Below are 26569 nucleotides of genomic sequence, written 5' to 3'. Positions count from 1 at the left end.
TAATTCAGATTCAGCTTTTCCAAAGCCTCATCGTTGAAGTGAATATAGATGATATGGTGCGGCGCGGTAGTTCCAATGGTGCGATGCAGCTAGACCCAAAACGCATGGCGACGATAAGTTTTGATTAACCGTTTGGCACTTGCGGAGCTGATCCAAAAACGGAGGTTCCGCCAATGCGTCACGTCTTAGAAAAGTTTGCTTGAAATCAATCCCTTGTCCGAATTTTAGCGGGCCAGATCAAGCTTCATATGTGGTAGCCAAAGACCGTCCCATCAAGCTTTTCGGCACCCTCATTGGCCGGATCACGTCGATGTGTTCTATGCGTGATTCGCATGCGACAAGATGCCGTAGAAATGATTATTTATTCATCTTATGATGCTGACGTCTTCTGAAGCGACAGGGGCGTCAATCGGTCGCATTGACGGTAGAGGTATTTTGGTCCCGCGCCGCCGCGCGGATCTCCGTCGTGTCCAGCGGGTCGCGCGGAATGTGCTGAGGATTATCGGAAGTACATTCGGTTGAAGTGAACGTTCGCAGCAAAGCTAATGCGGCGCCGCTTCCTTACCGACATGTAATCGAAACACTATGCAACGCATGCGCGATCCGCGTGCAGCGCCGATCACATTCGTATCGCGCGAAGTTCATTCTGAACGGCGCCGGGAACAGCGAATAATTGCGCTGCAGATTCCGCAATCACGCAGGGATCTGTCCAAGAACAAGAGATGGATCATCCCATGATTAAAACATTCATCGCCGCAGCCAGCATGGCTGCCGTTGCTTACGCCGTCGCTGCTCCTGCCCAGGCCGCTCATCGTCATCACATGGGCGTCGGCTGCAGCGGTGCCAATTTCGGCAAGACTGAAGCTGCGGTGGAAGCAATGGCCGACAATGAGGTCAAATTCGCGGCGGAGAAGGAAGTCTCGCTCGCGCAGGACGCAATGCTGAACAACAAGTGGGGCGCATGCGGCGCGCACCTCAGCAAGGCCGCCGAAGAGAGCATGGCGAAGTAAGCTTTTGATCATGGAATAAGGGCCGATTGCCTGGGGCAATCGGCCCTTTGGTTTGCGTACCCGCGTGATCGGTTCGGATTGAATCAGAAAGCCACTGCTCGCAATCACGCTTCGAAACCAATCGAAGCGCTCGTTACGCTCCGCTCCATGGCGCCTTGGCGAGTTGGGTAGCGAAATAGCCGACCTCGATGAGTGTGGTAGCGCCGTATTGGTCGGCCCGTTTGGGCAATCTGAAGGCCGGCCAGACCATGTTGCGGATTGCCGAAAGCGGCGGTGCCTCGCCCGCGACAAACGCTCGATGCAATCGTCCTATTCCGGCGGGCGGACGGGATCGCGCCGCGCGGGCGCCCCGATCGAATGCCCTTCTCTTGCTCTGGATAGAGTGCCGATGATCAGTCCTCTTCGCGCCGATTCCCGCACATCCGAGGGGGGCGCCCCGTATTGCCGGCGAAAGGTGCGGTTGAAATAGGACACGTCGCCGAAACCGACCTCAAAGGCGACCGCGCTCACAGGCCGATCGGCGTAGCGCGGATTGACGAGCAATCGATGCGCGCGTGCGAGACGGCGCCCAAGCACGAATTGTGAAAATGTGGTCCCGTCGGCTTCAAACATTCGTTGCACTTGGCGCGGAGTGACGCCGTGCCGCCGCGCTACAGTCGCAACCGTGAGACTGCCATGATTGAGATGGTCGATGATGTCGGCCTTGATGGCACGCAGCCGCGCTGCGCGGATGCCCCGCCCATGGGCAAGAGCCGCGGCATCTCTCGTTGCGCCGAGCGCCACAGCGATCAGATCGTGCACATGCGAGGCCACGTGGTGCCGTAGCTGAGGCGTGGCAAGCGCATAATCCTCCTGCAGGGCTCCAACATAGTTCATCAACAATTTCAACGCTTCTGTGGAGCACGCAATAGGCTGCATCACGGAGGAATCGACGCTGCTCACCAGTGGCGCCAGCGCCTGCCGTGGAACGTGAAGGCACAGGATCTTCGCCGGGGCAGGGCAGACCATCGCGGCCGGATCCGCCGAGCTGACCAACAGCGCATCGCCGGCGCTCCACGTGACCTCGCGTCCACGCTGCACCATCATGGCATCGTGCGAACCCATCACCAGAACAAGCCCGTCGTTGCCATCCGCCAGCTGTTCCGCACCTCGCTCGTAGCGAAATGCCGACATGCTGGCCGACGTGATGGACAGACTGGGCAGCATCCGCACAGTCACGTCCGCATGCAAGGAATGATCCGGCAGTGGAGTGAGGTCGGCATTCAGCACCAGCCGGCCGTACAGATCACGCCATGCGGCCATGCGGTCCTGCTCGGCAAAATCTTCCAGGGAAAACCGGGAAAGTGCAACGTCGTCGGCCGTCGAGGTCATCGGGAAGCTCAGGCTGTCGCAATAGGTGTCGCCGGATTGCCGCGTCAGGTTCACCAAGGCGACCCGGTCCGGCGGTAAAAACCGCACGCGACGCAGGGGGCTTCTAGCCAATGACTCGGCTGTGTCAAAGCGCCCTAGGTATGTTCCATCCGTGGTTCGCCCCTGCGGCAATTGCAGTCCGAGGTGGACCGCACGTCCCATTGGCCGAAACGTATACAAAACTTGGGAAATACCGACCCGCTAGGTCGCTTTCATCCAATGGGTTGTCGCGCCTGTCCAAGCCGGCGGGCGGACAAGTCGCTAAAACCCATAGCGCAAGATTGGTTCGCTCGCAGAAGGATATTAAGTGATTTTAGCACTACTTTTGCGTGTTGAAATCCCGCCCGGCGATGTCAGGCTTGCCATGGGTATCATCCGCGTCCTGGCTGTGTTCCTCGAAATGATCCTGTTTGCCTGGATCGCCCGGACCGCAAAACCCAAGCCGTTGCCGGTCGCAAAGCTCACAGTTCGAACTTCATGCGCGCAGTGATCCTGGCTGCGGCGTGGCTTGTCCTCGTTGCGGGAACTAACGCATCTTCTGCCGAAAGTGCAGCAACGTCCTGCCAGCTGATCAATGGCAAGTCGATGACGCAGGCCGAACTGCTGTTTGGACGTCGGATTGCCGGACATGGCCGCGTATCGGACGCCCAGTGGTCGGACTTCCTTCTGAAGGAGGTGACACCGCGCTTTCCGGATGGATTGACCCAGCTCAGGGCCTTCGGTCAGTGGCGCGACCCGGACACCGGCCGGATCACACGCGAGCCATCCTTTGTCGTGCGCATCATCGCTGCCGAGACCCCGGAGACCTTGGCACGCCTGACGCAGATCAGCACCGCGTACCGGCAGCGCTTTCATCAACAGTCGGTTGGCCTCACGCTCTCGACCACTTGCGCATCGTTCTGACCGCTCGCTGTAACCGCAACATCCATCCCGATCGAGCGGGCAAGGTTGGTCGCCGGCCAGATGACAGGAATTTGCGCCTATCTTGCAGAAGCAAACGTTCGTGCCTTGCGGCAGGAGAAAGGTGCTGTCGGGCTGCCACAAATCAGCCGCCCATACCCGGCCGCATCCCGCGTCCACGAGGATGAGCCGACGACAATGAAGCAGAAAGACGTCATCGAATTTCGGTTCTCGACCGCTGATTGGGGCGAACGAGATCGATTGGCGATCTTCCGGGAACAGGTCGGACGGCTGGTCATGAAGCTCGAGCCGGAGCCGCTGATCGAAGGTGCATTCCATGCCGAAGCAAGGTTGCGTGAGTTGCCCGGCCTTGGCACCGGCTCCTGGGCGTGCACCAACCTACGGGTCGTAAGGCCGCGCGAACTGCTCGACGGCACTGACGACCTCGTTCTGACGATCGCAACAAGCGGCAGCATGAACGCATCGCAACGTGGTCGCGAGGTCAAGATCGGCCCGGGTGAAGCCGTGCTGATGTCCAGCGCGGAAGTCGGCCGCATGGCCGTCCTCCCACAATTGCCAACCCGCTTCATCGGCCTCAGGCTACCCCGCAAGGCGCTCGCGCCGCTGGTCTCCAATCTCGACGACGTACTCATGCGCGGATTGCCACCGAACACGGAAGCACTGCGGTTGCTCGCGCTTTACCTTCGGAAACTGGACGAGGGATATCGTCTTTCGACACCCGGACTACTCGACGCAGTGGTCACCCATTTGGTCGACCTTGGGTCGCTGGTCGTCGGCGCGAATCCGGATGGGACGGCCGTCGCAGAAGATCGAGGGCTGGCGGCCGCGCGGTTCGCCGCGGTCAAGGCCGACATCTCTGAGAATCTCAGCTACGGCGATCTGACCTTGCTCGCCGTGGCGGCGCGCCTGCGGCTCGCGCCGCGCTATATCCAAAGACTGTTCGAAAGGGTGGACACGACGTTCTCGGAATTCGTGCTGGCTCAGCGCCTGGCGCACGCGCATCGCCTCTTGACGGACCCGGTCCGGAGCGACAGCACCATCGGCACGATCGCGTTTGAATCGGGATTCGGCGATCTATCCTACTTCAATCGGACGTTTCGCCGGTTTTATGGCGCAACGCCGTCGGACATCCGCGCCGCATCGCTGCGCAGCTGACGGCAAACGCTTCAACGGCATACCGTCACGATAGTGGCTGGGTCGGCGATGCTGAACGGCAAGATGGAGGCCTGCGGCACCCCTCTGGCAGGGGCCACTCGCGCCAGCATCGCGAAGGAAATCGTTGATCGCGGCGACAAAGGCCAATTGCCTGGGGCAATCGGCGCTTTGACGGACCTTATGGCGCTTTGGCAAGCTGGGTCGCGAAGTAGCCGATCGTCTTGGCGTACACCTCGCTCTTGTTCCACTGCTGGATGACCGCGAAATTCTCGCTGCCGGGCTCCCAGCCCTTGCCCTTCTTCCAGCCGTAGCTCTTCAGGAAGTTCGCCGTCGAGGCCAGCACGTCAGGCACGTTGTGCAAAAGGTCACGTTTGCCGTTGCCGTCGAAGTCGACCGCGAACTTGATGTAGGATGACGGCATGAACTGGGTCTGGCCGATCTCGCCGGCCCAGGCGCCGCGCATCTCCTGCGGCGAGAGGTCGCCACGCTCGACGATGCGCAACGCATCCATCAGCTCGGCCTTGAACATGTCGGAGCGGCGGCAATCATAGGCCAGCGTCGCCAGCGAGCGCATGGTGGGAAACTTGCCGGTGTTGACGCCGAAATCGGTCTCCAGCCCCCAGATCGCGACCAGGATTTCGCCGGGCACGCCGTAGGCTTCCTCGATCCGCGACAGCACCGAGCCGTAGCGCTTCATCATGTCGGAGCCGCGATTGAGCCGCGGCGGCACCATACGACCCGAGAACTGCTCGAAGGTCTGGCTGAACACCTGCTGCGAATGGTCGCGCGCCAGGATCGCCTTGTCCTGCGTGACGCCATTCAACCCGGCCTGGATCGCGTTCTGCGAAATGCCCTTGGTCACAGCCTCTTTCTTGAAGTCGTCGAGCCAGGACTCGAACGTGCCCGTGCCGCATTGGGCGGCGAGCACAGACGCGGTCGAGGTCAGGAGCCACGCCCCGACGGCGAGCGTGTGAAAGGAAAAGCGCGAGGTCATAGGCAATTGCACTCCGGCGTCTGCGATGTCATCGATTGGTCGCGAAACCCGGCGGGTATGTTCGCGGCAACAGCGGCCAAAACATGGCTCGTGATCGAGCTGTCTATCTCAGGCCGTGCTGCAAATGCCACGCCAACTTCACACCCATTTGACGATCCGGAACGACAAACCGCCGGCCGAATATAATCGGCCGGCGGTTGCTTTGGGGTTTACGAGTTCGGGTTAACGGTCGCTCATCCGCGATCGCTGCGCCGCCACGGGAACAGGTTGGCCGGGAAGTCGGCGGCGGGCTTGCGCTCGCGCGGCTCGGGGATCACCGGCCGTGCGTTCGGATCCTTGACGATGACCTCGCGATAGAGGTGCCAGGTGGCGTGACCGAGCAGGGGGATCACGACGGCAAGCCCGAGGAAGAACGGGATCGTGCCGAGCACCAGTAACACCGCGACGATCAGGCCCCAGGCCGCCATCGGCACCGGGTTCTGTGCGACAGCGCGCATCGACGTCACCATGGCTTCGCCGGCGCTTGCCTGGCGGTCGAGCATCATCGGGAAGGCGACCACGCTGATGCAAAGCGCGACGAGCGCGAACAGAAAGCCGACGCTGCAGCCGACCACGATCAACCACCAGCCTTGCGATGTGGTCAGCACGCGCGTGGCAAAATCGGGAATGTCGGCCGCAACCGCATAGCCGAACACCGCGGCGTAGATCGCCTGTGCGGTTGCGATCCAGGTCACGAACAGTGCGAACAACAACGTTCCGACCCCGAGCATCGCGCCGAATGACGGCGAGCGGAATACCTGCATGGCGTCCCACGCGGATGCCTCACCGCCGTCCTCGCGGCGGCGGCTCATCTCGTAGAGGCCGATCGCGGCGAACGGGCCGAGCAGGGCAAAGCCCGCGGCCAGCGGAAACAGCAGGGGCAGCACGGAATAGCCGTGCACGGTGCGCGCAAGCACGATGCCGAGCACCGGATAGATCAGACAGAGGATGATGGCGTGGCTTGGTACTGCCTTGAAGTCTTCCCAGCCGAGACGCAGCGCTTGGTGCAAATCGGACAGGCCGATGGTGCGGATGATCGGCGCAGATGCGGCGCCTTGTCCGCTCTGCGTCATCCCTGTGACATTGCCTTGGTATGGAGTGGCCATGGTCGTTGTCTCCCTCTGGGCGGGCGCATTCTGCGCCCGGTGCGCGGGCACAAACGTACCGCCTCTCGAAGCGATCACGAGCAAGCCAGACGCGAAAGACAAAGCAGGGAACTGGCCGTGTCGCGAACTGTGCAGCAAGGGTACTCCCAAACCGCGGCAAAAGCACTCACGCTTAGGTGAATGTCGCATTGGCAAGGTATTGAGGGGGCGATACACTTGAACTGCGACCTCGGTCAGCCGGCGCATTGCCGTGTGGCCTTCACATCTCAACTCTCTTGGGAGCGAACGATGAGCATTTTCGGAAAAATCATGGGCGCGATCTTCGGCAGCAGCGCCAGCGCCGCGCCCGCCGGCGGAACGGCCACGAGCGCAGCTCCCGCCGGTGTATCCGGTAGCGCATCGCCGTCTCCCGCCGCGGTACCCGCTGGCGCCGCGCCCGCGCAGTCCGTTGACGTTGCCCCGATCCTCGACAAGGCCGTTGCCGCAAAAGGCGAGAAGCTCGAGTGGCGGACCTCGATCGTCGACCTGATGAAGGCGCTCGACATCGACTCCAGCCTGTCGGCGCGCAAGGAGCTCGCCAAGGAGCTCGGCTACACCGGAGACACCAACGATTCCGCCAGCATGAACATCTGGCTGCACAAGCAGGTGATGACCAAGCTCGCGGCCAATGGCGGCAAGCTGCCCCCCGATATCAAGCACTGACGGGATCATCATCCCGCACGCGGCCGGGGCCCGCGCCAGCGCGGGCCCTTTTTCATGAACCGGCGAGCATCTATAGATCGGCGGACAAGAAGGAGAACGCCCATGAAAACTCCCAAGAAAACCCCCAAGACAACTCCCATGAAAACTCTCGTGACGGATCTCGATCGCCGGACGGTGCTTGCGACCGGCGCCCTCGCACTGGCCGGCGCAGCTGTGCAACCTCTTCCGGTCCACGCCGAGGCCGCGCCGAAGGCGCTGTTTCCGGTCCCGGCCGTGACGATCCCGATCATTGGCGCCGCCGAGGTGTTCCAGGTCCGCCGCATCTACTGCATCGGCCGCAACTACGCCGCGCACGCCATCGAGCGCGGCTCCGATCCGACCCGCGAGCCGCCGTTCTTCTTCCAGAAGCCGACCGATGCGATCCAGAACGTTGCGATCGGCACGGTCGCCGATCATCCCTATCCGTCGCTGACCAAGAACTATCACCATGAGGTCGAGCTGGTCGCCGCACTGAAGTCCGGCGGCACCAACATCCCCGCCGACAAGGCGCTCGATCACGTCTACGGCTACGCGCTCGGCCTCGACATGACGCGGCGCGATTTGCAGAACGGCATGGCCGCGGAGAAGAAGCCGTGGGAGATCGGCAAGAGCTTCGACCATGCGGCGGTGCTCGGGCCGATCCATCCGGCTGACAAGACCGGCCATTTCACCAAGGGCGCGATCTCGCTCGCGGTCAACGGCACGGTGCGGCAGAGCTCGGATCTGAAGAACATGATCTGGAGCGTCGCCGAGCAGATCGCAAAGCTCTCCGAGGCATTCGAGCTGAAGGCCGGCGACATCATCTATTCCGGAACGCCGGAAAACGTTGGCCCGGTGGTCAAGGGCGACGTGCTGCTGTGCAAGCTCGAGGGCTTGCCTGACATGTCGATCAAGATCGTTTGACGCCGGGCAGGGCGCTATCCGGCAAGGTCCGCAAATTCCGGATGCTTGTCGAGATAGTCCACCACAAAGCCGCAGCCGGCGATCACCTTGCGGCCGTCGGCGCGGATCAGCTCCAGCGCGCCCTTGACCAGCTCCGACGCGATGCCGCGGCCGCGCAGGGCGCGCGGTGTCTCGGTATGGGTGATGATGATGGCCGAGGGTGTCTGCCGGTAATTCGCAAAGGCTGTGCCGCCCGCGGTGTCGAGTTCGAAACGCCTTTCGGCCTTGTTGTCGCGGACGGCAGCCATCGCAAAATCCCGGTTGATTCACCTGCCCTGATCTAAGCCCGTGAACCCGCCGGTGCAAAGCCGCGACCAACCCGCAAATTGGCATTTGTGGATTGACGATATGCGCATTCTTGCCTGGTTGACCGCCGGATTGCTCGGCGCAGCGCTGACGCTGCCAAACCCTCCGCGAGCCGCCGCCGGGGACGATCCGAGCTGGCAGACCTGCATTGGCGCCACGACGGCCCCAAGCGACCGCGTCACCGCCTGCACGGTGGTGATCGACGGCAAGACCCAGAGCGGCAGGCGGCTGGCCGGGGCCTATTGCAACCGCGGCCACGGACTGACCGAAAAGCACGAATTCGACGCCGCGCTTGCCGACCTCAACGAGGCGATCAAGCTCGATCCCGCCTTTGCCTGCGCCTACACCAATCGCGGCCGCGTCTACGCCTTCAAGCAGGATCTCGATCATGCCATCGCCGACTACGACGAGGCGATCCGGATCGATCCGGCGTTTGCGATGGCCTACAACAATCGCGGCGACGCCTGGCTCAACAAGGGCGATCTCGACCGTGCGCTGGCCGATCTCAGCCTCGCCATCAAGTACAATCCAGAACTCTCCACCGCCTATGGCAATCGCGGCTTCGTCTACTACCGCAAGCGCGACGCGGCGCACGCGATCGCCGACTTCACCACCGAGATCAAGCTCGATCCCAACGTCCTCGCCTACATCAACCGCGGCAATGTCTACCGCGATGCCGAGCAGCTCGACCGCGCCGCCGCCGACTACGGCGAGGCCACGAAGCTTGCGCCGACCGATGCGCGCGGCTGGCGCAACCGCGGCCTGATGCGGCTGTTTCAGGGCGACAACAAGGGCGGGATCGCCGACTACGACAAGGCGCTGCAATACGATCCCGCCGACGTCAATTCCTGGAACAACCGCGGCCAGGCCAAGCTGCGGCTCGGCGACAAGAAGGGCGCCGCATCCGATCTTCGCAGGGCGCTCGAGCTGCAGCCGGACCTGAAGACCGCCAAGGAGGCACTGGCGCGGCTCGGCGGCTGACCCGCGACGCCCACGGCCATCGTAGCCTGCCGCATCGCACATACGCGGATCGGGCCTTGCGGGCCGATGCAATTCGATTAGGCTTGATCCCAGACATACGCCCCGGATGCGGCCCAATGGTCGTCTGGTACCGAGTGGTGAGGCCGGCCGCTGACGTATGCCCCTTGTCGCAAGGAGGTTCGTCATGTCGGACAATCGTTTCTTCGGCACACACCGCCCCTGGGAGGACTGGCTCGGCATGCTGCTCGGCGTGTTGATCATGGTCTCGCCCTGGTTTCCGATGCAGGTCAGCGACGTCGTCGACGTCGAGCGCAGTCACCTGGTGCTCAACAGCTTCGTGGTCGGCATGCTCGTGCTGGGCCTCGCCCAGCTCGAATATGTCGCGCTGCATCGCTGGGAGGAGGTGGCGAGCATCGCGCTCGGCCTCTGGCTGATCGCATCGCCCAACATCTTCGGCTATGCGGAAGACCAGACGCTGCAACTCTGGCACATCCTGCTCGGCGGGCTGGTCGCCATGATCGGCGCCTTGCAGCTCTGGCAGGACTGGAACCTGAGCGAGCAGGACCTGGCCAAGCATCCGCAATAGCGGTCTCGGGCCAAGTATTGTCGGGCCAAGCACCGTCGGGTTGGCAGCTGACGGCGCGGGATCGTCGCGCCGCGCCCGGCGGGCCTTGCCGAGGCGCGCTGCTTGGCGATAAACCGGGGGGCACCAATCCCTTGCGGCGCTTGAAGACGCCCGGTTCTGACCGAGGAAAAACCCGATGACCGTCCTGACCATGCCCTGTCTGTTGTGCGTATCGGCGGGGCGGCAAAAGCGGGACGGCTGCTGCCGCGCCGCGCGGCGGGATCGCGCGGGTGTCGCGCCGGGTGATGAACCTGGCCTACATCCTGACCCAGAACGCCCGCCGTCACGGCGATCGTCCTGGCTTCATCTGGAACGAGAAGGCCTGGTCGTGGCGCCACATCGACCAGAACGTCTCGGCGCTGGCGGCGGCGCTCGCCGCGCGCGGCATCGGCAAGGGCGACCGCATCCTGGTGCATTCCAAGAACTGCGACGAGATGTTCTGGTCGATGTTCGCGGCCTTCCGGCTCGGCGCGGTCTGGGTGCCGACCAATTTCCGCCTGATGCCGGACGAGGTCGCCTATCTGGCGGCAGCCTCCGGCGCCAAGGCGTTCCTGTGCCATGCCGACTTCCCCGAGCACGCCAAGGCGGCCGCCAATCCCGCGCTCGAATTCGTCTGGCGGATCGGCGAGGAGGGGACCTTCGGCGAGGCGACCGTTGGCGACGTCATCGCCAGGCACGCCGGGGCCGCGGTCGAGAACACCCCGGTCGAATACGACGATCCCTGCTGGTTCTTCTTCACCTCCGGCACCACCGGCCGCTCCAAGGCCGCGGTGTTGACTCACGGCCAGATGGCCTTCGTGATCACCAACCATCTCGCCGACTTGATGCCAGGCACCACCGAACAGGACGCCTCGCTGGTGGTGGCGCCGCTGTCGCATGGCGCCGGCGTGCATCAGCTGGTGCAGACCGCTCGCGGCGTGCCGACCATTCTGCTGCCGTCGGAGAAATTCGACATCGCGGAGGCGTACCGCCTGATTGCCAAATACCGCGTCAGCAACATGTTCACGGTGCCGACCATCCTGAAGATGATGGTCGAGCATCCCGCCGCCGACCAGCACGACTATTCCTCGCTGCGCTACATCATCTATGCCGGCGCGCCGATGTACCGCGAGGACCAGAAGGCGGCGCTGCACAAGCTCGGCGGCGTGCTGGTGCAGTATTTCGGCCTCGGCGAGGTCACAGGCAACATCACCGTGCTGCCGCCCGGCCTGCACGATCCTGAGGACGGTCCGCATGCGCGGATCGGCACCTGCGGCTTCGAGCGTACCGGCATGCAGGTCTCGATCCAGGGCGACGATGGACGCGAGCTGAAGGCGCACGAGACCGGCGAGATCTGCGTGATCGGCCCGGGCGTGTTCGCCGGCTACTACGACAACCCCGAGGCCAATGCGAAGGCGTTCCGCGACGGCTGGTTCCGCACCGGCGACCTCGGCCACATGGACGAGGAGGGCTTCGTCTACATCACCGGCCGCGCCTCCGACATGTACATCTCCGGCGGCTCCAACATCTATCCGCGCGAGATCGAGGAGAAGCTCCTGACCCATCCCGCGGTCGGCGAGGTCGCCGTGCTCGGGGTGCCCGACCCGTTCTGGGGCGAGGTCGGCATCGCCGTCTGCGTCGCGCGCGAGGGCGTGGACGCGGTCGGGGAGGCGGAGCTTGCGGCGTACCTCGCGCCGAAGGTGCCGCGCTACAAGATGCCAAAACGCTTCTTCTTCTGGGATGCCCTGCCGAAGTCCGGCTACGGCAAGGTGCCGAAGCGGCTGATCCGCGACGAGCTCGAGGCGCGCGGACTGCTCGAGGTAACAGCCAAATCGACGGGCACCTGAGGCGATGCGCAGCATCGCCCAGCCTGGCGCTCCCATACCCGAGCGCATCCAATGGGTCGCCGCGCGCGGCCGCGCGTTTTCCTTCGTGCTCGAGGCCGGCATTCCCCTGCTCGAAGCGGTGCGCCGCGGCTTTGCTGCGGAAGGATTTTCCGGCGGCGTACTGAACGCCACCGGCGGCGCGCTCGGGCCGTTCGCCTATGTGATGCCGGCGCTGTCGAAAGACGGCGTCAACGCCGCGTTCTACAGCGACACGTTTCGTCCCGATGGCGTGACGCGGCTCAAGCTCGCGGCGCTGACCTTCGGCGAACGCGACGGCGCGCCGTTCTTCCATTGCCACGGCCTGTGGACCGAGGCCGACGGCCGCTTCAACGGCGGACACATGCTGCCGGATGCAACCATCGTCGCCGAGCCGTTCGAGGTCAGCGCATTCGGCATCGACGGCGCGACGTTTGTGGCGGAGCCCGACAGCGAGACCAATTTCAAGCTGTTCGGCCCGGTTGCCAGCGCGCCGCGCGGGGCGAAGGCCACAAGCCATGCCTTTGCGCTGCGGCTTCGGCCGAACCAGGATTTCGCCTGCGCGCTGGAAGGCTTCTGCCGCCAGCACGGCATCTTGCGCGCGCGGCTGCATGGCGGCGTCGGCTCGACCATCGGCGCGGTCTTTCGCGAAGGCCACAGCGTGGTGCCGTTCGCGACCGAGCTTGCGGTGACCGCGGGGCAGATCGCGCCTGACGCCAATCGTCGGCTGCGTGCCAGCCTCGACATCGCGCTGGTCGACTATCTCGGCGGCATCGCCGAGGGACGCCTGGTGCGCGGCGACAATCCCGTGCTGATGACGATGGAGCTGGTGCTGGAAGTGCTGGAGGAGGCGGAGCGGCCGTAGGGGGCGTCCTCTGGTCTCTCCACGCGTCGTCCCGGCGAAGGCCGGGACGACATCGAATATGCTGCGCGGTCAGTGGGGCACACTTCTGCATTCTGGCGAGAGGTAAGGGCCGCTCACCGCCGTTTGCGGACATGGATGTTGATGTCGAGGTCGATCGCGTTGACGCACGTCTGCTCGGTGCGGTGCGAACCGCCCTCGTGCCAGGTGCCCTTGCGCAAGCCGCTCGCGGTGACCTGGGCAAGCCGCAGGCAGCGCCATTGCGGCAGCTTGCCCGAACTCTCGCCGGCGAACTGCCAGGCCAGCACGACCTCTTCGCCGCTCTTGTTGTGGCCGATGATATGCGGGCACAGTTCGCGCGGCCGGCCGTCGTAGATGCAGACCACTTGCTGCTCGGTGAGGATCGCCTCGCGGAAAAGCATGTAGGTGCGACTTGGCATCGGCTCAGTCGTCGAAGACGCGGAAGACGGCGGCGGCCGTCACCAGCAGCTTGTCGTCGGCGAAGGCTTCCGCATCGACGAAAGCGAAAGTCCGCGTCACCTTCTTCAAGGTCGTGCGGCCAATGATCCATGGACCCGGCGCGGCGCCGCCGACGAAGCGGGTGTCCAGCGAAACGGTCGCGCATTTGCGTTTGGTTGCCATGAACACGGCGCTGCCGAGGGCAGTATCGAGAAAGCCGAGGATCGCCCCGCCATGAATGTAGCCGTAGGGATTGCCGTGCCGGTCGTCGCTCTGAAAGCCCCATTCAGGCGCGGCGTCGCCGGTCTCGCGCCAGTAGTAGGGGCCATTATGGTCGATGAACCCTGGGCGGCTCGGCAGGAGCTTGAACCCTTCTGGAGGCGAGGTTGTCATTTCGGGGATCCCAACAAGGCTTGCTGATTCCGCGTCGCATGCGCGGGACGTTGAACCTAGCATTGTGCGCCGACATGCGCGCCAGACCAGTCCGTGCGTTCCCGTTGTGTTCTTGACGGGTTTGCCTCGATCTGGGATCGTGGTTGGCGCCGCCGCGGAGTACCGGAAGCAGGACGAATGGCCAGAGGACGACACCGCCCGATCAACATGCCCGCGCCGTATTTGAAGCGCGTCTGGCTCGATCCGGAGCGCATTCCCAATCGCAACGCATATCCGTTCGTGCTGCCGCTGCTGCGCGACGAATTCGAACTCAGTTTCGACAAGGCGATCACCATCATCGTCGGCGAGAACGGCACCGGCAAGTCGACGTTGCTGGAAGGTATCGCCGTGATGGCCGGCTATGACGACGCCGGCGGCGGCAAGGGCTATCGCGCGGTCGACCATGGTCGTGCGCTGGAGAAAATGGGCGGCTCGCTGGCGTCAGCGCTGCGCGCGAGCTGGTTGCCCAAGGTCACCAACGGCTGGTTCTTCCGCGCCGAAAGCTTCTTCTCGGTTGCACGATATCTGGACGAGGCAGCGCAGGACGTCGGCGCGTTGCCGCCGGACTTCCTGTCGCATTCGCACGGGGAGGGCTTCCTGCGCTTCTTCGAGGAGCGCTGCCAGCGGCAGGGCATCTTCATCTTCGACGAGCCGGAATCCGCGCTGTCGCCCTCGCGGCAGATCGAATTCCTCAAGCTGCTGCACCGGATGAACGGCACCGGCCACTGCCAGGTGATCATGGCCACGCATGCGCCGGTCCTGATGGCCTATCCCGACGCGACGCTGCTGCGGCTGAGCAAATACGGGCTCGAGCCGGTCAGCCTGCGGGATACCGATCACTACCGCCTGATGCGCGAGTTCTGCGATGACCCGAAGGGGTTCGTCGAGGCAGCGATCTCGGAGTGAGGCCGATCCCGGCAGGCTTGCCTCGCGGGGAAGCCGGCGGCCGCGACTTCGCTCTGGTGCAAGAAGCCGGCCCACGATCTAGTCTAGAACCTCGAACCATAAACTGCGGCATGCGCCAGGCGGCGCGGGGCCGACAGACATCGGGAGAGGAACAAGGATGAGGCTGACGATCGCGAAGGCTGGCGTGGTGGTGGCGGCATTGGCCGTATTGGGGGCCGCCTGGGCCCATGGGCCGACCCGCCAGAAGGTGCGGGAATCCATCGAGATCGACGCGCCGCAGGCCAAGGTGTGGGCGGTGATCGGCAATTTTCAGGATATGAGCTGGCTCGCCGGTGTCGCCAAGACCGAGGGCGAGAAGGGCAACGAGATCGGCGCCACGCGGCGGCTGACACTGGCGCCCGGCATTACCATCGACGAGGAGCTCTACAAATACGAGCCCGAGATGATGAGCTATTCGTACCGGATCACGGCTGTCGACGTGAAGGTGCTGCCGGTCACCAATTACTCCTCGACGCTCTCGGTGTCGCCGGCGCCGGGCGGCAAGGCGAAGCTGGAATGGGCCGGCGCGTTCTACCGCGGCTTTCCCAACAACGATCCGCCGCCGGAGTTGAACGACGAGGCCGCGGTGAAGGCGGTGAGCGAGCTGTACAGGGGCGGCCTGGCGGCGCTGAAGAAGAAGATCGAGAGCGGCAGCTGAGCATGTTGGGATCAAGTTTAATTCGCGGCATCGGAACTGCGTTCCCTCTCCCGCTTGCGGGGGAGGGTTAGGGTGGGGGTTCCCTCCGCGAGTCGCATCTTGGAGAGAGCCCCCACCCGGACCGCATCTATCGATGCGATCCGACCTCCCCGGCAAGCGGGAGAGGTGCAATGCACTCGTGGCGAGATTGCTTCAACCCCAACTCATCGCGCGTTCGTCCTGCCGAAGGTCGTTTTCATTGCGCTGCTGGCCAGCCTCAGTGGCGCGCAGGCCGAGGAAGCCTTCGTCACCAACCAGCTCAGCGACGATCTGACGGTGGTCGATCTTGCGACCCAAAAGCCGGTCGCGACGATCCCGATCGGCGGCAAGCCCGCGGGCATTGCCGTCAGCCATGACGGCCGCTTCGCCTATGTGACGAGCCCCGATGCCAAGGCGGTCACGCTGGTCGACGCGTCGGCGCGAAAAGTGGTCGGCCGGGTCGAGGTCGGCGGCGGGCCGCTCGGCATCGCGGTCGCGCCCGACGGCGCAACCGTCTATGTCGCCGACTGGTACGCCGCGGCGGTGCGGGTGATCGATGCCAGGGAGCAGCGGGTCGTCGCCAGTCTTGCGGTCGGCGCATCGCCGTCCGGGCTTGCCGTGACGCCGGACGGGCGGCTGCTGCTCTCGGCCGACCGCGACGACGACAGCGTGTCGATATCAGACATTTCCGCGCACGAGCGGCGAGGGGTCGTGAAGGTCGGGACCCGTCCGTTCGGCGTCACCATCGATGCCGAAGGCAAGCGCGCCTACACCGCCAATGTCGGCTCCAACGACGTCTCGGTGATCGACATCTTAACCGCCCACGAGATCGGCCGCGTCCATGTCGGCCTGCGCCCCTATGCGGTGGCGCTGGCGCAGGGCCGCGGCTTCGTCACCGACCAATATGACGGCAAGGTCAGCGTGTTCGATCTCGCGACATTGCAGCCGGTGAAGCGGATCACGGTCGGCGACTACCCCGAAGGCATCGAGGCGACTGCCGACGGCAAGCGCATCGTGGTCGCGAACTGGGAGAGCAACACGCTGACTATGATCGATGCCGCCGAGCTGAATGTGGTTGGTGAGGTCAAGGTCGGCGACGGCCCGCGCGCGTTCGGGGCGTTCCTGAGACGGACGGAGTAGCTGTGGCGGTAGCCCGCATGAGCGAAGCAACATGCCGGCTCCTTCATCGCACGCGCGCTGCGAGATTCAGCGCGCGGTCTTCAGATAGGCAATGACGTCGGCGCGATCGTGAGCGTCGGGCAGCCCCTTGAAGAACATCTTCACGCCGTGAACGTCGCCGCGAGGATCGGCGAGGTAGCTATCAAGCGCTGCTGCGTCCCAGGGGGTCTTGTTGCCGCGCATGGCGTCCGAATAGTCGAAGCCCTGGACCGACGCCGGCTGGCGGCCAACGATGTGCCACAGGCTCGGGCCGACCTTGTTCACGCCGACGTCGAGCGAATGGCAGTTCACGCAGGTGCGCTGGAAGATGGCCTGGCCCGCGATCGGGTCACCGTCCATCGCGCGGACGGGCGCGGCGGACGTTGCGAGCAAGGTGGCGGCGAGCGCAACGCTGCCGACAGAGCAGGCGGCGCCGAATTTCATTCCCATCATGAGAGTCTCCGGAAATGGATTGGATTGTAATCGGTGAGAATGTGGATCGATGTGCCGGCAGCCGCCCGGCATGGTGGCTAATGCCGCTCGGCTTCCGCCTCCTTCTCCAGCTCCATGATGTGGTTGCGCAGGACGTCGAACCGCGCTTCGGTCACATCGCTGAACAGCGGATCCTTGTGCGGGGAGAGGGCGGACGCGATTTCGGCCCAGTCCTGCGGCGTCAATACCTTGATCGCGGTCGGGAAGAAATCGCGGTCTTCCATCATGATATGCCGCCGTTCGTGGGCCAGGAAATCGCGGATGATGGCGTCGACATTCTCGCGCGGAATCTCGGCCCCCGCGCGCACATTGGCGACGGCGTGCGCGACGCGGTGCAGGCGATCGGAGCCCTTTTGATGTTCGTGCGCGAGATCGCCGATTTTCGCGGCGGCGACCGGATCGCGGAGCCGGAGCTTGGCGAAGATCAGATCTTCCTGGCGGTGATGGTAAAGTTCTGTGTAGACCTCGAAATAGGCGATGATGCTGCCGATCACCTCGTAGTCCGGCCGGCCGGCGTGATCGAAGATATCCAGCTCGTGCTCAAGTACGGTAAGCAGCCGCTCGATATTGCGGTGTTCCCGGGACAGAATGTCGATGATCATGGCAGTGATCCACGCAGAAGGCTGAATAAATCAGTAGACGAAAAGACCGTCCCGGAGTTTGCGCTGGATCAAGGCGCAGCCGAATTTGCTTGGCGGCTCAAGGTCGGGTATCGCCGCGAAGGCATCGGGGCGACCGCTACCGGGATTGGGCTGCGGCGGGTGAAGTCGCGGCGGTGAGCAGGCGGGTTTGGCGCGCCGGGGTGGATGCGATCTCTGCACATCGGGCGTGCTCTGGTGCTATAATGTCGGTTGAACCAGGGAAAACAGGGAGGATGCCATGCATCATACCTTGGTGCCCAGCGACCGCGTCGAGCATGTCTGCGTGTTCGGGCGCGATGGCTCAAAGCTCGGATCGATCGAGCGGCTGATGCTCGACAAGGTGAGCGGAACGGTGGCGTACGCCGTGATCAAAACTGGTGGCGTGCTCAGCAGCCACCACCATTATCCGGTCAAGTGGAGTGCCTTGAAATTCGATCCTGCGCGCCAGGCCTTCGAGGCCGAGGTGACGCTGGACGATCTGCGGACCGGCCCATCCGAGTTCGACGGCGACGAATTCGACTGGGGCGACCGCTCGCACGCCTATACGCACCCGAATTATTGGGCCGTGTAGGGCGGAGGTGAGGGGACGGTTGTTGTAGCCCGCACGAGCGTAGCGACATGCGGGACAGAGGTCGACGGCTACGAGAAGGCCCCCGGATGTCGCTTCACTCATCCGGGCTACCGTTCTAATCGACGACGCGTCGTCGTGGCTCAGGCAAAAACAGACCCATGCCCCAGTTCAAGCCCGCCGGCTGGCCTTCCGTCATACCGCGAATTGTCACGCGCGACCTCACCGGCTTGGCCGGATTCCTTCGAGACGTTTTCGGTGCGGAGGGCGACGTTCGATCCGGAGCGCCAACGGAAATTCGGATCGGAGACTCGATCATCCTGATCAGCGACGGCGGAGGCGTCCGCGAGGCGATGCCGGCCTTTCTCTATGTCTACGTTGAGAACGCGGACGAGACCTATCGGCGTGCGATTGCGGCCGGCGCTGAATCGATCGAGATGCCTGCGGATACGCCTTACGGTGACAGACGAGCGATGGTCCGGGATTCCTGGGCCAACGTCTGGCAGATTGCTACCCACCGCGGAAGCTGACTCGGATTCCGCAGGATGTGTGGAGCGAAGCGACACCCATCACTCGAGCCGAGAGTAGGGTTGATGGGTTTCGCTTCGCTCGACCGATCCTACGCACTCACCCGAGAAGACCCGCAAGCAGCGTTACCGTCCGTACGCGATGCGGCTACTCCGCCGCTTCACTCGCGCTGCTGCTCTTCCTCGGCTTGCTGTTGGCCTTCTTCAGCACCGGCGCCAGGAACTTGCCGGTATAGCTCCTCGGCGCTTTCACGATGTCTTCGGGCGGGCCCCAGGCGACGATCTCGCCGCCGCCATCGCCGCCTTCGGGACCGAGGTCGATCACCCAGTCGGCGGTCTTGATGACCTCGAGATTGTGCTCGATCACCACGACCGTGTTGCCCTGGGCGACCAGCTCGTGCAGCACCTCGAGCAGTTTTGCGACGTCGTGGAAGTGCAGGCCGGTGGTCGGCTCGTCCAGGATGTAGAGCGTGCGGCCGGTGGCGCGCTTTGACAGCTCCTTCGCCAGCTTGACGCGCTGGGCCTCGCCACCGGACAGCGTGGTGGCCTGCTGGCCGACATGGATGTAGTCGAGGCCCACACGATGCAGGGTCTGGAACGTCTCGCGCACGCGCGGCACCGCCTTGAAGAACTCGGCGGCTTCCTCGACCGTCATGTCGAGCACGTCGGCGATGCTCTTGCCCTTGAACAGCACCTCCAGCGTCTCGCGGTTGTAACGCTTGCCCTTGCAGGTGTCGCACGTGACGTAGACGTCGGGCAGGAAGTGCATCTCGATCTTGATGACGCCGTCGCCCTGGCAGGCCTCGCAGCGGCCGCCCTTGACGTTGAAGGAGAACCGGCCGGGCTCGTAGCCGCGCGCTTTCGCCTCGGGCAGGCCGGCGAACCATTCGCGGATCGGCGTGAAGGCGCCGGTATAGGTTGCGGGGTTGGAACGTGGCGTGCGGCCGATCGGCGACTGGTCGATGTCGATGATCTTGTCGATGTGCTCGAGGCCCTCGATGCGGTCGTGCGGGGCGGCGCCCTCGCTGGCATTGTTCAGCTTGCGCGCGATCGATTTGTAGAGCGTGTCGATCAGCAAGGTCGACTTGCCGCCGCCGGAGACGCCGGTGACGCAGGTGAACAGGCCGAGCGGAATCTCGGCCGAGACGTTCTTCAGATTGTTGCCGCGGGCATTGATCACCTTGATGGTGCGCCGGTGGTTCGGCGGCCGCCGGTCGGGCACGGGGACCGAAAGCTCGCCGGTGAGATATTTGCCGGTCAGCGATTTCGGGTTGCGCATGATCTGGTCGGGCGTGCCTTCGGCCACGATGTGGCCGCCATGCATGCCGGCGCCGGGCCCGATGTCGAGCACATAGTCGGCGAGGCGGATCGCGTCCTCGTCATGCTCGACCACGACCACGGTATTGCCGAGGTCGCGCAGCCGCTTCAGCGTCTCGAGCAGGCGGGCATTGTCGCGCTGGTGCAGGCCGATCGACGGCTCGTCGAGCACGTAGAGCACGCCGGTCAGGCCTGAGCCGATCTGCGAGGCCAGGCGGATGCGCTGGCTCTCGCCGCCGGACAGCGTGCCTGAGGAGCGCGACAGCGTCAGGTAGTTGAGGCCGACGTCGAGCAGGAAGGTCAGGCGCTCGCGGATCTCCTTCAGGATGCGCGTCGCGATCTCGTTCTGCTGCGCATTGAGCGCCTCCGGCACGGTCTCGAACCATTCGCCGGCGCGCTTCACGGAGAGCTCGGAGATCTCGCCGATGTGCTTGCCGCCGATCTTGACGCACAGCGCCTCCGGCTTCAGCCGATAACCGTTGCAGCCGGCGCAGGGCACGTCGGAGAAATACTTGCCGAGCTCCTCGCGCGCCCACTCGCTTTCGGTCTCGCGGTAGCGGCGGTTGATGTTGGTGACGACGCCCTCGAACGGCTTCTTGGTGTCGTAGGAGCGGACGCCGTCCTCATAGGAGAACTTGATCTCGTCGTCGCCGGAGCCGTGCAGCAGCGCGGCCTGCACCTTCTTGGTCAGGTCCTTCCACTTGGTGTCGAGCGTGAACTTGTAGTGCTTGCCGAGCGCGGTCAGGGTCTGGATGTAATAGGGCGAGGACGATTTCGCCCACGGCGCGATCGCGCCCTTGCGCAAGGTCAGCTCCTTGTCGGGGATGACCAGGTCCTCGTCGATATGCTGCTCGACGCCGAGGCCGCCGCAGGCCGGGCAGGCGCCGTAGGGGTTGTTGAAGGAAAAGAGTCTGGGCTCGATCTCGGGGATGGTGAAGCCGGAGACCGGGCAGGCGAACTTCTCCGAGAACAGGATGCGCTCGGGCCCGCTCTTGTCATGGATCTTCGCCGTCTTCTTCTTGTCTTCGCTGGCGGCCGCCGCCGGCGCATCGGCGTATTCGATCACGGCGAGGCCCTCGGCGAGCTTCAGCGCGGTCTCGAAGCTTTCGGCAAGGCGCTGGGAGAGGTCGGGGCGCACCACGATGCGGTCGACCACGACGTCGATGTCGTGCGGGAATTTCTTGTCGAGCGCCGGCGCCTCCGACAGCTCATGGAAGGTGCCGTCGATCTTGACGCGCTGAAAGCCCTTCTTGAGGTACTCGGCGAGCTCCTTCTTGTACTCGCCCTTGCGGCCGCGCACGACCGGCGCCAGCAGATAGAGGCGGGTGCCCTCGGGGAGCGCCAGCACGCGGTCGACCATCTGCGAGACGATCTGGCTTTCGATCGGCAGGCCCGTAGCCGGTGAATAGGGCACGCCGACCCGCGCCCACAGCAGGCGCATGTAGTCGTAGATCTCGGTGACGGTGCCGACGGTGGAGCGCGGGTTCTTCGACGTCGTCTTCTGCTCGATCGAGATTGCCGGCGACAGGCCGTCGATCTGGTCGACGTCAGGCTTCTGCATCATCTCCAAAAATTGCCGCGCATAGGCCGACAGCGACTCGACGTAGCGGCGCTGGCCCTCGGCGTAGATGGTGTCGAACGCGAGCGACGACTTGCCGGAGCCGGACAGGCCGGTGAACACCACGAGCTTGTCGCGCGGAATCTCGACGTCGATGTTCTTCAGATTGTGTTCGCGCGCGCCGCGGATCGTGATGGCGCGCGATGAGGAGCCGGCGTTCTGTTGGCGCTTCGCCTTGAGCACTTCATCCATAGCGACAGTTCCGGGCGCATGATCGGGCGCCTTTTGGGCGCGCATCGCCGGTGCTGCCGGGACCTTGCGCCGATGGGTGAGAAGACTGGAACGTAGGAAGAACGGCCGACAATTTCCAGTGCTGAGTCGCGTCCATCAACGGATAGTTTGCCTGTTGGCAGCAGCCGTCAGCAGGATGCGGTTCCCAGACGCAAAAAGGCCGGCGCGAGGCCGGCCTTTCCGAGACCCTGAGGTCTGCTTTTCGCTCAGTACTTGGCGACGATCGGGCCGCCGAAGTGATAGTTCACGCCGAACTGCACGGTGTGCAGGTTGATGTCGGCAGACGGAATGCCGAAGTAGGTCTCGCCGCCGAGGCTGCGATACAGGTACTCGCCCTTGATCGACCACTGCGGCGCAATGAACGCCTCGATGCCGGCGCCGACCGTCCAGCCGGAGTGGAAGTTGCTCTGCGAGACGCTCACGCCGCCAGCGCTGAGGGTGAGCTTGTTGTCGGCCCAGGCGTAGCCGCCGGTGCCGTAGAACAGCACCTTGTCGACGGCGAAGCCGATGCGGCCGCGCGCGGTGCCGAGCGAGTCGATCTTGCTCGTCGCGGTGATGCCGAAAGCGGTAGCGGACGCATTGACGTCAGCCCAGGCGCCGTCAGCCTCGAGGCCGTACACGATGTTGCCGGCCTGCCAGTTATAGCCGATGGTGCCGCCGCCGAAGCCGCCTTCCATCTTCGGGTTGCCGGAGTCCTCGCTGGCATAGCCACCGAAGCCGCCGATGTAGAAGCCGGTCCAGTTGTAGATCGCGGCCGGCGGCGGAGCCTTCACGTAAGGCGCGCGAGCCGCCATGTCGGCGGCCATCGCCGGTGCAATTGCGCTGAAGGCAAACATGCTGGCCGATGCCAGCAAAACATTCCTGATTTTCAAAGTCCCAGTCCCATTTTCTTGTTGCCCCTCCAAACTTGAAGGGAGCGTCACAGCCCTGTCGTGTGACGCTCGTGTGTTTCTACATAGAAATCTTGGAAGTTGTGTATCCGTGAAACCACAATGCGCGGAAAACGGTCCAGGCGAAGTGCGCTTGCGCGCAAAAAAGCCGGCGCGGGGCCGGCTCTTGTCTCCATGCAAAGCGATCGCTGGTAACTCAGTATTTCGCTGATACGACCGGGCTCGGCGTGTTGAAGTGGTAATTGATGCCGAGCTTGACGGTGTGGAACGTGTCCTTCCACTCCGACCGATCGTTGATCGCCGGCGTGTACTGGATCGGCGCGACCTTGCCGAGATCGATGTAATTGTACTCGAGCTTGGCCGACCAGTTGGCGGCGAACATGTATTCGACGCCGGCGCCGACGGTCCAGCCCCAGCGGGTGTCGCTGGCCGAGGCCGAGGGCGGCGCGAGCCCGGCATTGTAGCGGTGCAGGATGTCGCCGACCGCGGCGCCGCCGTTGACGAACCACAGCGTGGCAGCGTCGGCGTATCCGAGCCGGCCCTTGACGTCGCCGAAGCTGCGCAGCTCGGTATAGTAGCTGTCGAGCACGCTGGGCGGTCCGACATTGATCACGCCGGAGCGGCCGGTGACGGCGGACCAGTGGTAGTCGCCCTCGATGCCGAACACGACGGGGCCGGCTTGGAAATTGTAGCCGATCACGCCGCCGACAAAGCCGCCGCTGGTGTTGTAGGTTTGGGTGCCGACGAACGCTGCGTCGTTCGGTGCGCCGAGATAGGTCTCGCTGCTGGTGCCCCAGCCGCCGCCGCCCTGGGCGCCGAGGTAGAAGCCGTTCCAGCTGGTCGCGGGCGTCACAACCTGCGGCACCGGCGTTGGGGTATGCGCGGCGAGGTCAGCCGCCGATACGGACGAAACACTCAGCGCGGCGAGGCCGGCTGCGGCAACACAAAGCTGCTTCATGGAATCCAACCCGCTTCGAATCGATCAAGTGCGGAACAAGGCTACCATTCCAGGTTGCAATCGAGCGTGTTGCCCTCGCAACACCTATAACATTTTGATTTTATTGTATAATTTACGATTTATTAAGATTTAACCATGTTTGATTCGTGGCGGCGGTCCAGCGCGCTCGGCTTGCGCAAGCAAGCCGGCCGCGCCAACAAAAAGGCCGGCGCGAGGCCGGCCTTTCGTCTGGATCAAATCCGTGCCGCGCGATCAGTAGCGCGCAACCACCGGGCCGCCCCACTTGTAGTTCACGCGCACGGTGACGAGGTCGACGTCCTGGCGATCACGGATGCTGCTGAACAGCGCGCCGGTCGGCGTGGTGAGGTTGTAGGTCTTGTCCTGCATGAACAGATGGTCGTACTCGACACCAGCGGTCCAGTTCGGTGCGAAGCCGACTTCGATGCCGGCGCCGATGGTGCCGCCCCAGCGGGTGTCGGTCGCGCGGCCGGCAAGCACGCCGGTCGGCGTGAAGAACGTGCTGAAGCGGTTGTCGGTCAGCGCCGCACCGCCCTTGGCGTACAGCAGCACGTTGTTGACGGCGTAGCCGATCTGGCCGGTGAACAGGCCGAACGCGTCGATCTTGCTCTGGTTGGTGAACAGGCCCGGGAAGATAGCGCTGTTGTTGCTGCCCTTCAGGTCAGCCCAGTCGCCCTGCGCTTCGAGGCCGAACACCCAGGTGCCGGCCTGCCAGCGATAGCCGATCTGGCCGCCGGCAACGCCGCCGGTCGCATCATGGCAACCATCCGATCCGATGAAGGTGCCACCCGGGATCTGGTCCCAGCAATTGTGGCTCGAGCCCCAGCCGCCGTTGGCGCCGATGTAGAAGCCGCTCCAGTCATAGACGGCGGCAATCATCGGCGGCGCCTTGGTGTAGGGGCGTGCAGCGAGATCCGCGGCTGCGGCCGGCGCAGCGAATGCAATCAGGGCAACCGTAGCGAGCAAAAACTTCTTCATAATAAAACCCCCAGCTTCCCAATCGGCTTCCAAGGTCCCGAAGCGCGACTTCAGACGCGAGCGCCCGCCTGATGGTTGGTAGCTATACGCTGATTCAACCGGAAACGCCGTCTCCCAAAAGCCACACTCGCGGAAGAAGTGTGGTCATTGCAAGGCATTGATCTATTGCTTGTTTTTCGTTCTCGCGGAACGGAGCATCCGGCCCGGATCCAAATCGGACGCCACTCGATCGGTATCGGCCGCCTCTACGGCTGGTTGTGGCGAACAAAACTGGAACATTCCCGGCAGCGATGCTATATCTCGATATCCGTGGATAAACCGCGCAACGGCGACGGCAGCGAGCCGGCGCCGTCGTATAGGGTCATCCACGACGCCTGCAAAGTAAGTGGCGAAGGTTGAGAGTGGCGGCCGATGTCCGGCGCCCGGTTTTTGAGCGGAGATGATGCGATGGCGGGAAGCGTGAACAAGGTGATCCTGGTTGGAAACCTCGGCAAGGATCCGGAAATCCGGCGAACGCAGGACGGTCGTCCGATCGCCAACCTTTCTATCGCGACCTCGGAAACCTGGCGCGACAAGGGCACCGGCGAGCGCAAGGAAAAGACCGAGTGGCACCGCGTTGTGATCTTCAACGAAGGCCTCTGCAAGGTCGCCGAGCAGTATCTGAAGAAGGGTGCCAAGGTGTACATCGAGGGTCAGCTGCAGACCCGCAAATGGACCGACCAGAGCGGCGTCGAGAAGTATTCGACCGAGGTCGTGCTGCAGGGCTTCAACTCCAACCTCACCATGCTTGACGGGCGGGGCGGCGGAGGCGGCAGCTTCGCCGATGATGGCGGCGGCAGCGATTTCGGCTCGTCCGGTCCGGTCAGTTCGGCGCCGCGCCGTGCGGTCGCCGCCGGCGGCGGCAGCCGCAACAGCGACATGGACGACGACATCCCGTTCTGACGACGGGGCGCGCTTCGCACGGCTCACTTGGACGCCGCTCCGTGAAGATTATTTCGCGGAACGGCGTTGCAATTTATCGTGGCAGGCTCCTCGTGTGGATTATGAGGATAGCACCCTAAACGCCTGCAGTATCTTGCTCAGCTGAAAGCAATTAGCGCCGGTTCCCCGGACTTTGACACAGGTCAATGTGAATGATATTTACATTGGCCTGCGGCGAGTGACGTCTGGCCGCGCGCTTCACTCGAGGGCTGCCATCATGAGCCTCGCGCCATTGCTCGACGCTGCGCCTGCGATCCCGCTCCACGCCTTTGCCGCGATGGCCGCCTTCGTGCTCGGCTCCATCCAGCTCGCCGCACCGAAGGGGACGCTGCCGCACCGGACGCTGGGCTGGATCTGGGTGATCCTGATGCTGGTGGTCGCCGGGAGCTCGTTCTGGATCCATCAGATCCGGCTGGTGGGCCCATGGAGCCCGATCCATCTGCTGTCGATCTTCTCGCTGATCATGCTGGTGCTCGGCGTGACGGCCGCGCGGAGCCACAACGTTCGCCGCCACAAGTTTACGATGATGGGCATTTTCTTCGGTGCGTTGGTCATTGCCGGCCTGTTCACCTTCGTGCCCGGTCGGATCATGCACGCGGTGGTGTTCGGGCATTAAGCGACGCGAAATCGCGAGGGCCAGCGGCGAATAACGCAAGGGGAACCGGCGTTCCGTCGGCAATTCGCCGCGCGCCATTCGCTTCCCGGCCCAGGCCGCGACCGAAGCCACAAACAAGCCCGTAAGTGCAT

At 63.8% G+C, this 26569-nt stretch carries 28 protein-coding genes and 2 pseudogenes; 17 read left to right on the top strand and 13 right to left on the bottom strand.

What is annotated here, in order from left to right; translation table 11 throughout:
- Positions 1-722 precede the first annotated feature (722 nt).
- Positions 723-1010: a hypothetical protein gene (locus CO675_RS12355; RefSeq protein ID WP_092114028.1), complete on the top strand. Its 288-nt coding sequence runs from the start codon at positions 723-725 to the stop codon at positions 1008-1010.
- A gap of 309 nt (positions 1011-1319) precedes the next feature.
- On the opposite strand, the gene CO675_RS12350 is transcribed toward CO675_RS12355, so the two are convergent.
- Positions 1320-2435, bottom strand: coding sequence for an AraC family transcriptional regulator (locus CO675_RS12350; protein WP_245452736.1), 1116 nt, complete (start codon positions 2433-2435; stop codon positions 1320-1322).
- A 292-nt stretch (positions 2436-2727) separates the two neighbouring features.
- On the opposite strand from CO675_RS12350, the gene CO675_RS12345 reads away from it, so the two are divergent.
- The 3 genes from CO675_RS12345 to CO675_RS12335 all read left to right on the top strand — a co-directional run bounded on the left by CO675_RS12345 (position 2728) and on the right by CO675_RS12335 (position 4496).
- Positions 2728-2910: a hypothetical protein gene (locus CO675_RS12345; RefSeq protein ID WP_097672172.1), complete on the top strand. Its 183-nt coding sequence runs from the start codon at positions 2728-2730 to the stop codon at positions 2908-2910.
- Positions 2898-3323 carry a DUF3574 domain-containing protein gene (locus CO675_RS12340; RefSeq protein ID WP_097672171.1) on the top strand — a complete coding sequence of 142 codons (426 nt, stop codon included), beginning with the start codon at positions 2898-2900 and terminating at the stop codon, positions 3321-3323. Before CO675_RS12345 ends, CO675_RS12340 begins: the two co-directional genes overlap by 13 nt.
- A gap of 195 nt (positions 3324-3518) precedes the next feature.
- Positions 3519-4496: an AraC family transcriptional regulator gene (locus tag CO675_RS12335; protein ID WP_158231231.1), complete on the top strand. Its 978-nt coding sequence runs from the start codon at positions 3519-3521 to the stop codon at positions 4494-4496.
- 178 nt (positions 4497-4674) lie between these two features.
- On the opposite strand, the gene CO675_RS12330 is transcribed toward CO675_RS12335, so the two are convergent.
- Both CO675_RS12330 and CO675_RS12325 read right to left on the bottom strand, forming a co-directional pair.
- Entirely contained in the window at positions 4675-5490 is an 816-nt protein-coding gene (locus tag CO675_RS12330; RefSeq protein ID WP_097672169.1) for a lytic murein transglycosylase, read from the bottom strand.
- Positions 5491-5723: 233 nt separating this feature from the next.
- Positions 5724-6635 carry a DUF2189 domain-containing protein gene (locus tag CO675_RS12325; RefSeq protein ID WP_097672168.1) on the bottom strand — a complete coding sequence of 304 codons (912 nt, stop codon included), beginning with the start codon at positions 6633-6635 and terminating at the stop codon, positions 5724-5726.
- A 288-nt stretch (positions 6636-6923) separates the two neighbouring features.
- Here CO675_RS12325 and CO675_RS12320 point away from each other — a divergent pair, with 288 nt between their 5' ends.
- On the top strand, positions 6924-7337 hold the full coding sequence (locus CO675_RS12320) for a DUF3597 domain-containing protein (RefSeq protein WP_097672167.1): 414 nt from the start codon (positions 6924-6926) through the stop codon (positions 7335-7337).
- Between the two features lie 150 nt (positions 7338-7487).
- Positions 7488-8279, top strand: a complete 792-nt coding sequence (locus tag CO675_RS12315) for a fumarylacetoacetate hydrolase family protein (RefSeq protein WP_198964587.1) — start codon at positions 7488-7490, stop codon at positions 8277-8279.
- Positions 8280-8293: 14 nt separating this feature from the next.
- Here the strand turns inward: CO675_RS12315 and CO675_RS12310 are convergent, their stop codons facing one another.
- Positions 8294-8566 carry a GNAT family N-acetyltransferase gene (locus tag CO675_RS12310; RefSeq protein WP_097672165.1) on the bottom strand — a complete coding sequence of 91 codons (273 nt, stop codon included), beginning with the start codon at positions 8564-8566 and terminating at the stop codon, positions 8294-8296.
- A gap of 100 nt (positions 8567-8666) precedes the next feature.
- On the opposite strand from CO675_RS12310, the gene CO675_RS12305 reads away from it, so the two are divergent.
- The 4 genes and pseudogenes from CO675_RS12305 (at position 8667) to CO675_RS12290 (ending at position 12936) form a co-directional block, all read left to right on the top strand.
- Entirely contained in the window at positions 8667-9605 is a 939-nt protein-coding gene (locus CO675_RS12305; RefSeq protein ID WP_097672164.1) for a tetratricopeptide repeat protein, read from the top strand.
- 184 nt (positions 9606-9789) lie between these two features.
- Positions 9790-10191, top strand: coding sequence for an SPW repeat protein (locus CO675_RS12300; RefSeq protein WP_097672163.1), 402 nt, complete (start codon positions 9790-9792; stop codon positions 10189-10191).
- A gap of 245 nt (positions 10192-10436) precedes the next feature.
- Positions 10437-12056, top strand: a pseudogene (locus tag CO675_RS12295) (acyl-CoA synthetase); the annotation flags it as partial.
- 4 nt (positions 12057-12060) lie between these two features.
- On the top strand, positions 12061-12936 hold the full coding sequence (locus CO675_RS12290; RefSeq protein ID WP_097672161.1) for a PCC domain-containing protein: 876 nt from the start codon (positions 12061-12063) through the stop codon (positions 12934-12936).
- 113 nt (positions 12937-13049) lie between these two features.
- On the opposite strand, the gene CO675_RS12285 is transcribed toward CO675_RS12290, so the two are convergent.
- Together CO675_RS12285 and CO675_RS12280 are read right to left on the bottom strand one after the other, a co-directional pair.
- The gene (locus tag CO675_RS12285; protein WP_143278991.1) at positions 13050-13373 is read right to left on the bottom strand and encodes a hypothetical protein; all 324 of its coding nucleotides are present in this window, start codon (positions 13371-13373) and stop codon (positions 13050-13052) included.
- A gap of 4 nt (positions 13374-13377) precedes the next feature.
- Positions 13378-13785 (bottom strand): PaaI family thioesterase, encoded by a 408-nt coding sequence (locus CO675_RS12280; protein ID WP_097672159.1) that lies wholly within the window; start codon positions 13783-13785, stop codon positions 13378-13380.
- Between the two features lie 177 nt (positions 13786-13962).
- Here CO675_RS12280 and CO675_RS12275 point away from each other — a divergent pair, with 177 nt between their 5' ends.
- The 3 genes from CO675_RS12275 (at position 13963) to CO675_RS12265 (ending at position 16585) form a co-directional block, all read left to right on the top strand.
- Entirely contained in the window at positions 13963-14730 is a 768-nt protein-coding gene (locus CO675_RS12275; RefSeq protein ID WP_097672158.1) for an AAA family ATPase, read from the top strand.
- A gap of 157 nt (positions 14731-14887) precedes the next feature.
- Positions 14888-15427, top strand: coding sequence for an SRPBCC family protein (locus tag CO675_RS12270; protein WP_097672157.1), 540 nt, complete (start codon positions 14888-14890; stop codon positions 15425-15427).
- Between the two features lie 219 nt (positions 15428-15646).
- Positions 15647-16585, top strand: coding sequence for a YVTN family beta-propeller repeat protein (locus tag CO675_RS12265; RefSeq protein WP_097672288.1), 939 nt, complete (start codon positions 15647-15649; stop codon positions 16583-16585).
- A 66-nt stretch (positions 16586-16651) separates the two neighbouring features.
- Here the strand turns inward: CO675_RS12265 and CO675_RS12260 are convergent, their stop codons facing one another.
- The 3 genes and pseudogenes from CO675_RS12260 to CO675_RS41405 all read right to left on the bottom strand — a co-directional run.
- Complete coding sequence (locus tag CO675_RS12260; RefSeq protein ID WP_245452728.1) at positions 16652-17056, bottom strand: c-type cytochrome; 405 nt, start codon at positions 17054-17056, stop codon at positions 16652-16654.
- 77 nt (positions 17057-17133) lie between these two features.
- Complete coding sequence (locus tag CO675_RS41410) at positions 17134-17322, bottom strand: hypothetical protein (RefSeq protein ID WP_245452738.1); 189 nt, start codon at positions 17320-17322, stop codon at positions 17134-17136.
- Positions 17323-17349: 27 nt separating this feature from the next.
- A pseudogene (locus tag CO675_RS41405) lies at positions 17350-17697 on the bottom strand (hemerythrin domain-containing protein); the annotation flags it as partial.
- Between the two features lie 277 nt (positions 17698-17974).
- On the opposite strand from CO675_RS41405, the gene CO675_RS12250 reads away from it, so the two are divergent.
- Both CO675_RS12250 and CO675_RS12245 read left to right on the top strand, forming a co-directional pair.
- Entirely contained in the window at positions 17975-18307 is a 333-nt protein-coding gene (locus tag CO675_RS12250) for a PRC-barrel domain-containing protein (RefSeq protein WP_097672154.1), read from the top strand.
- A gap of 158 nt (positions 18308-18465) precedes the next feature.
- Positions 18466-18834: a VOC family protein gene (locus CO675_RS12245; RefSeq protein WP_097672153.1), complete on the top strand. Its 369-nt coding sequence runs from the start codon at positions 18466-18468 to the stop codon at positions 18832-18834.
- A gap of 145 nt (positions 18835-18979) precedes the next feature.
- Here the strand turns inward: CO675_RS12245 and uvrA are convergent, their stop codons facing one another.
- The 4 genes from uvrA to CO675_RS12225 all read right to left on the bottom strand — a co-directional run bounded on the left by uvrA (position 18980) and on the right by CO675_RS12225 (position 24841).
- Complete coding sequence (gene uvrA, locus CO675_RS12240; RefSeq protein WP_097672152.1) at positions 18980-21958, bottom strand: excinuclease ABC subunit UvrA; 2979 nt, start codon at positions 21956-21958, stop codon at positions 18980-18982.
- Positions 21959-22203: 245 nt separating this feature from the next.
- Positions 22204-22833, bottom strand: coding sequence for an outer membrane protein (locus CO675_RS12235; RefSeq protein WP_502693376.1), 630 nt, complete (start codon positions 22831-22833; stop codon positions 22204-22206).
- 250 nt (positions 22834-23083) lie between these two features.
- Positions 23084-23845 (bottom strand): outer membrane protein, encoded by a 762-nt coding sequence (locus CO675_RS12230; RefSeq protein WP_097672151.1) that lies wholly within the window; start codon positions 23843-23845, stop codon positions 23084-23086.
- A gap of 252 nt (positions 23846-24097) precedes the next feature.
- A complete protein-coding gene (locus CO675_RS12225; protein WP_097672150.1) occupies positions 24098-24841 on the bottom strand; it encodes an outer membrane protein in 744 nt (247 codons plus the stop codon).
- 447 nt (positions 24842-25288) lie between these two features.
- On the opposite strand from CO675_RS12225, the gene CO675_RS12220 reads away from it, so the two are divergent.
- Together CO675_RS12220 and CO675_RS12215 are read left to right on the top strand one after the other, a co-directional pair.
- On the top strand, positions 25289-25783 hold the full coding sequence (locus CO675_RS12220; RefSeq protein WP_097672149.1) for a single-stranded DNA-binding protein: 495 nt from the start codon (positions 25289-25291) through the stop codon (positions 25781-25783).
- A gap of 256 nt (positions 25784-26039) precedes the next feature.
- Positions 26040-26438 carry a DUF2306 domain-containing protein gene (locus CO675_RS12215; RefSeq protein ID WP_097672148.1) on the top strand — a complete coding sequence of 133 codons (399 nt, stop codon included), beginning with the start codon at positions 26040-26042 and terminating at the stop codon, positions 26436-26438.
- Positions 26439-26569: the final 131 nt, after the last annotated feature.

It is taken from the genome of Bradyrhizobium sp. C9 (genome assembly GCF_002532045.1).
In the GTDB taxonomy this organism is placed as follows: domain Bacteria; phylum Pseudomonadota; class Alphaproteobacteria; order Rhizobiales; family Xanthobacteraceae; genus Bradyrhizobium.
This window is presented reverse-complemented; position numbering and strand designations above follow the sequence as displayed.

What these genes read in the sequence shown, in the direction of transcription:
- CO675_RS12355 (WP_092114028.1), top strand. Translation starts at nt 723, where the DNA reads ATGGATCATCCCATGATTAAAACATTCATCGCCGCAGCCAGCATGGCT.
- CO675_RS12340 (WP_097672171.1), top strand. Translation starts at nt 2,898, where the DNA reads ATGCGCGCAGTGATCCTGGCTGCGGCGTGGCTTGTCCTCGTTGCGGGA.
- CO675_RS12335 (WP_158231231.1), top strand. Translation starts at nt 3,519, where the DNA reads ATGAAGCAGAAAGACGTCATCGAATTTCGGTTCTCGACCGCTGATTGG.
- CO675_RS12330 (WP_097672169.1), bottom strand. Translation starts at nt 5,490, where the DNA reads ATGACCTCGCGCTTTTCCTTTCACACGCTCGCCGTCGGGGCGTGGCTC.
- CO675_RS12325 (WP_097672168.1), bottom strand. Translation starts at nt 6,635, where the DNA reads ATGGCCACTCCATACCAAGGCAATGTCACAGGGATGACGCAGAGCGGA.
- CO675_RS12320 (WP_097672167.1), top strand. Translation starts at nt 6,924, where the DNA reads ATGAGCATTTTCGGAAAAATCATGGGCGCGATCTTCGGCAGCAGCGCC.
- CO675_RS12310 (WP_097672165.1), bottom strand. Translation starts at nt 8,566, where the DNA reads ATGGCTGCCGTCCGCGACAACAAGGCCGAAAGGCGTTTCGAACTCGAC.
- CO675_RS12305 (WP_097672164.1), top strand. Translation starts at nt 8,667, where the DNA reads ATGCGCATTCTTGCCTGGTTGACCGCCGGATTGCTCGGCGCAGCGCTG.
- CO675_RS12300 (WP_097672163.1), top strand. Translation starts at nt 9,790, where the DNA reads ATGTCGGACAATCGTTTCTTCGGCACACACCGCCCCTGGGAGGACTGG.
- CO675_RS12290 (WP_097672161.1), top strand. Translation starts at nt 12,061, where the DNA reads ATGCGCAGCATCGCCCAGCCTGGCGCTCCCATACCCGAGCGCATCCAA.
- CO675_RS12285 (WP_143278991.1), bottom strand. Translation starts at nt 13,373, where the DNA reads ATGCCAAGTCGCACCTACATGCTTTTCCGCGAGGCGATCCTCACCGAG.
- CO675_RS12280 (WP_097672159.1), bottom strand. Translation starts at nt 13,785, where the DNA reads ATGACAACCTCGCCTCCAGAAGGGTTCAAGCTCCTGCCGAGCCGCCCA.
- CO675_RS12275 (WP_097672158.1), top strand. Translation starts at nt 13,963, where the DNA reads ATGGCCAGAGGACGACACCGCCCGATCAACATGCCCGCGCCGTATTTG.
- CO675_RS12270 (WP_097672157.1), top strand. Translation starts at nt 14,888, where the DNA reads ATGAGGCTGACGATCGCGAAGGCTGGCGTGGTGGTGGCGGCATTGGCC.
- CO675_RS12260 (WP_245452728.1), bottom strand. Translation starts at nt 17,056, where the DNA reads ATGATGGGAATGAAATTCGGCGCCGCCTGCTCTGTCGGCAGCGTTGCG.
- CO675_RS41410 (WP_245452738.1), bottom strand. Translation starts at nt 17,322, where the DNA reads ATGATGGAAGACCGCGATTTCTTCCCGACCGCGATCAAGGTATTGACG.
- CO675_RS12250 (WP_097672154.1), top strand. Translation starts at nt 17,975, where the DNA reads ATGCATCATACCTTGGTGCCCAGCGACCGCGTCGAGCATGTCTGCGTG.
- CO675_RS12245 (WP_097672153.1), top strand. Translation starts at nt 18,466, where the DNA reads ATGCCCCAGTTCAAGCCCGCCGGCTGGCCTTCCGTCATACCGCGAATT.
- uvrA (WP_097672152.1), bottom strand. Translation starts at nt 21,958, where the DNA reads ATGGATGAAGTGCTCAAGGCGAAGCGCCAACAGAACGCCGGCTCCTCA.
- CO675_RS12235 (WP_502693376.1), bottom strand. Translation starts at nt 22,833, where the DNA reads ATGTTTGCCTTCAGCGCAATTGCACCGGCGATGGCCGCCGACATGGCG.
- CO675_RS12230 (WP_097672151.1), bottom strand. Translation starts at nt 23,845, where the DNA reads ATGAAGCAGCTTTGTGTTGCCGCAGCCGGCCTCGCCGCGCTGAGTGTT.
- CO675_RS12225 (WP_097672150.1), bottom strand. Translation starts at nt 24,841, where the DNA reads ATGAAGAAGTTTTTGCTCGCTACGGTTGCCCTGATTGCATTCGCTGCG.
- CO675_RS12220 (WP_097672149.1), top strand. Translation starts at nt 25,289, where the DNA reads ATGGCGGGAAGCGTGAACAAGGTGATCCTGGTTGGAAACCTCGGCAAG.
- CO675_RS12215 (WP_097672148.1), top strand. Translation starts at nt 26,040, where the DNA reads ATGAGCCTCGCGCCATTGCTCGACGCTGCGCCTGCGATCCCGCTCCAC.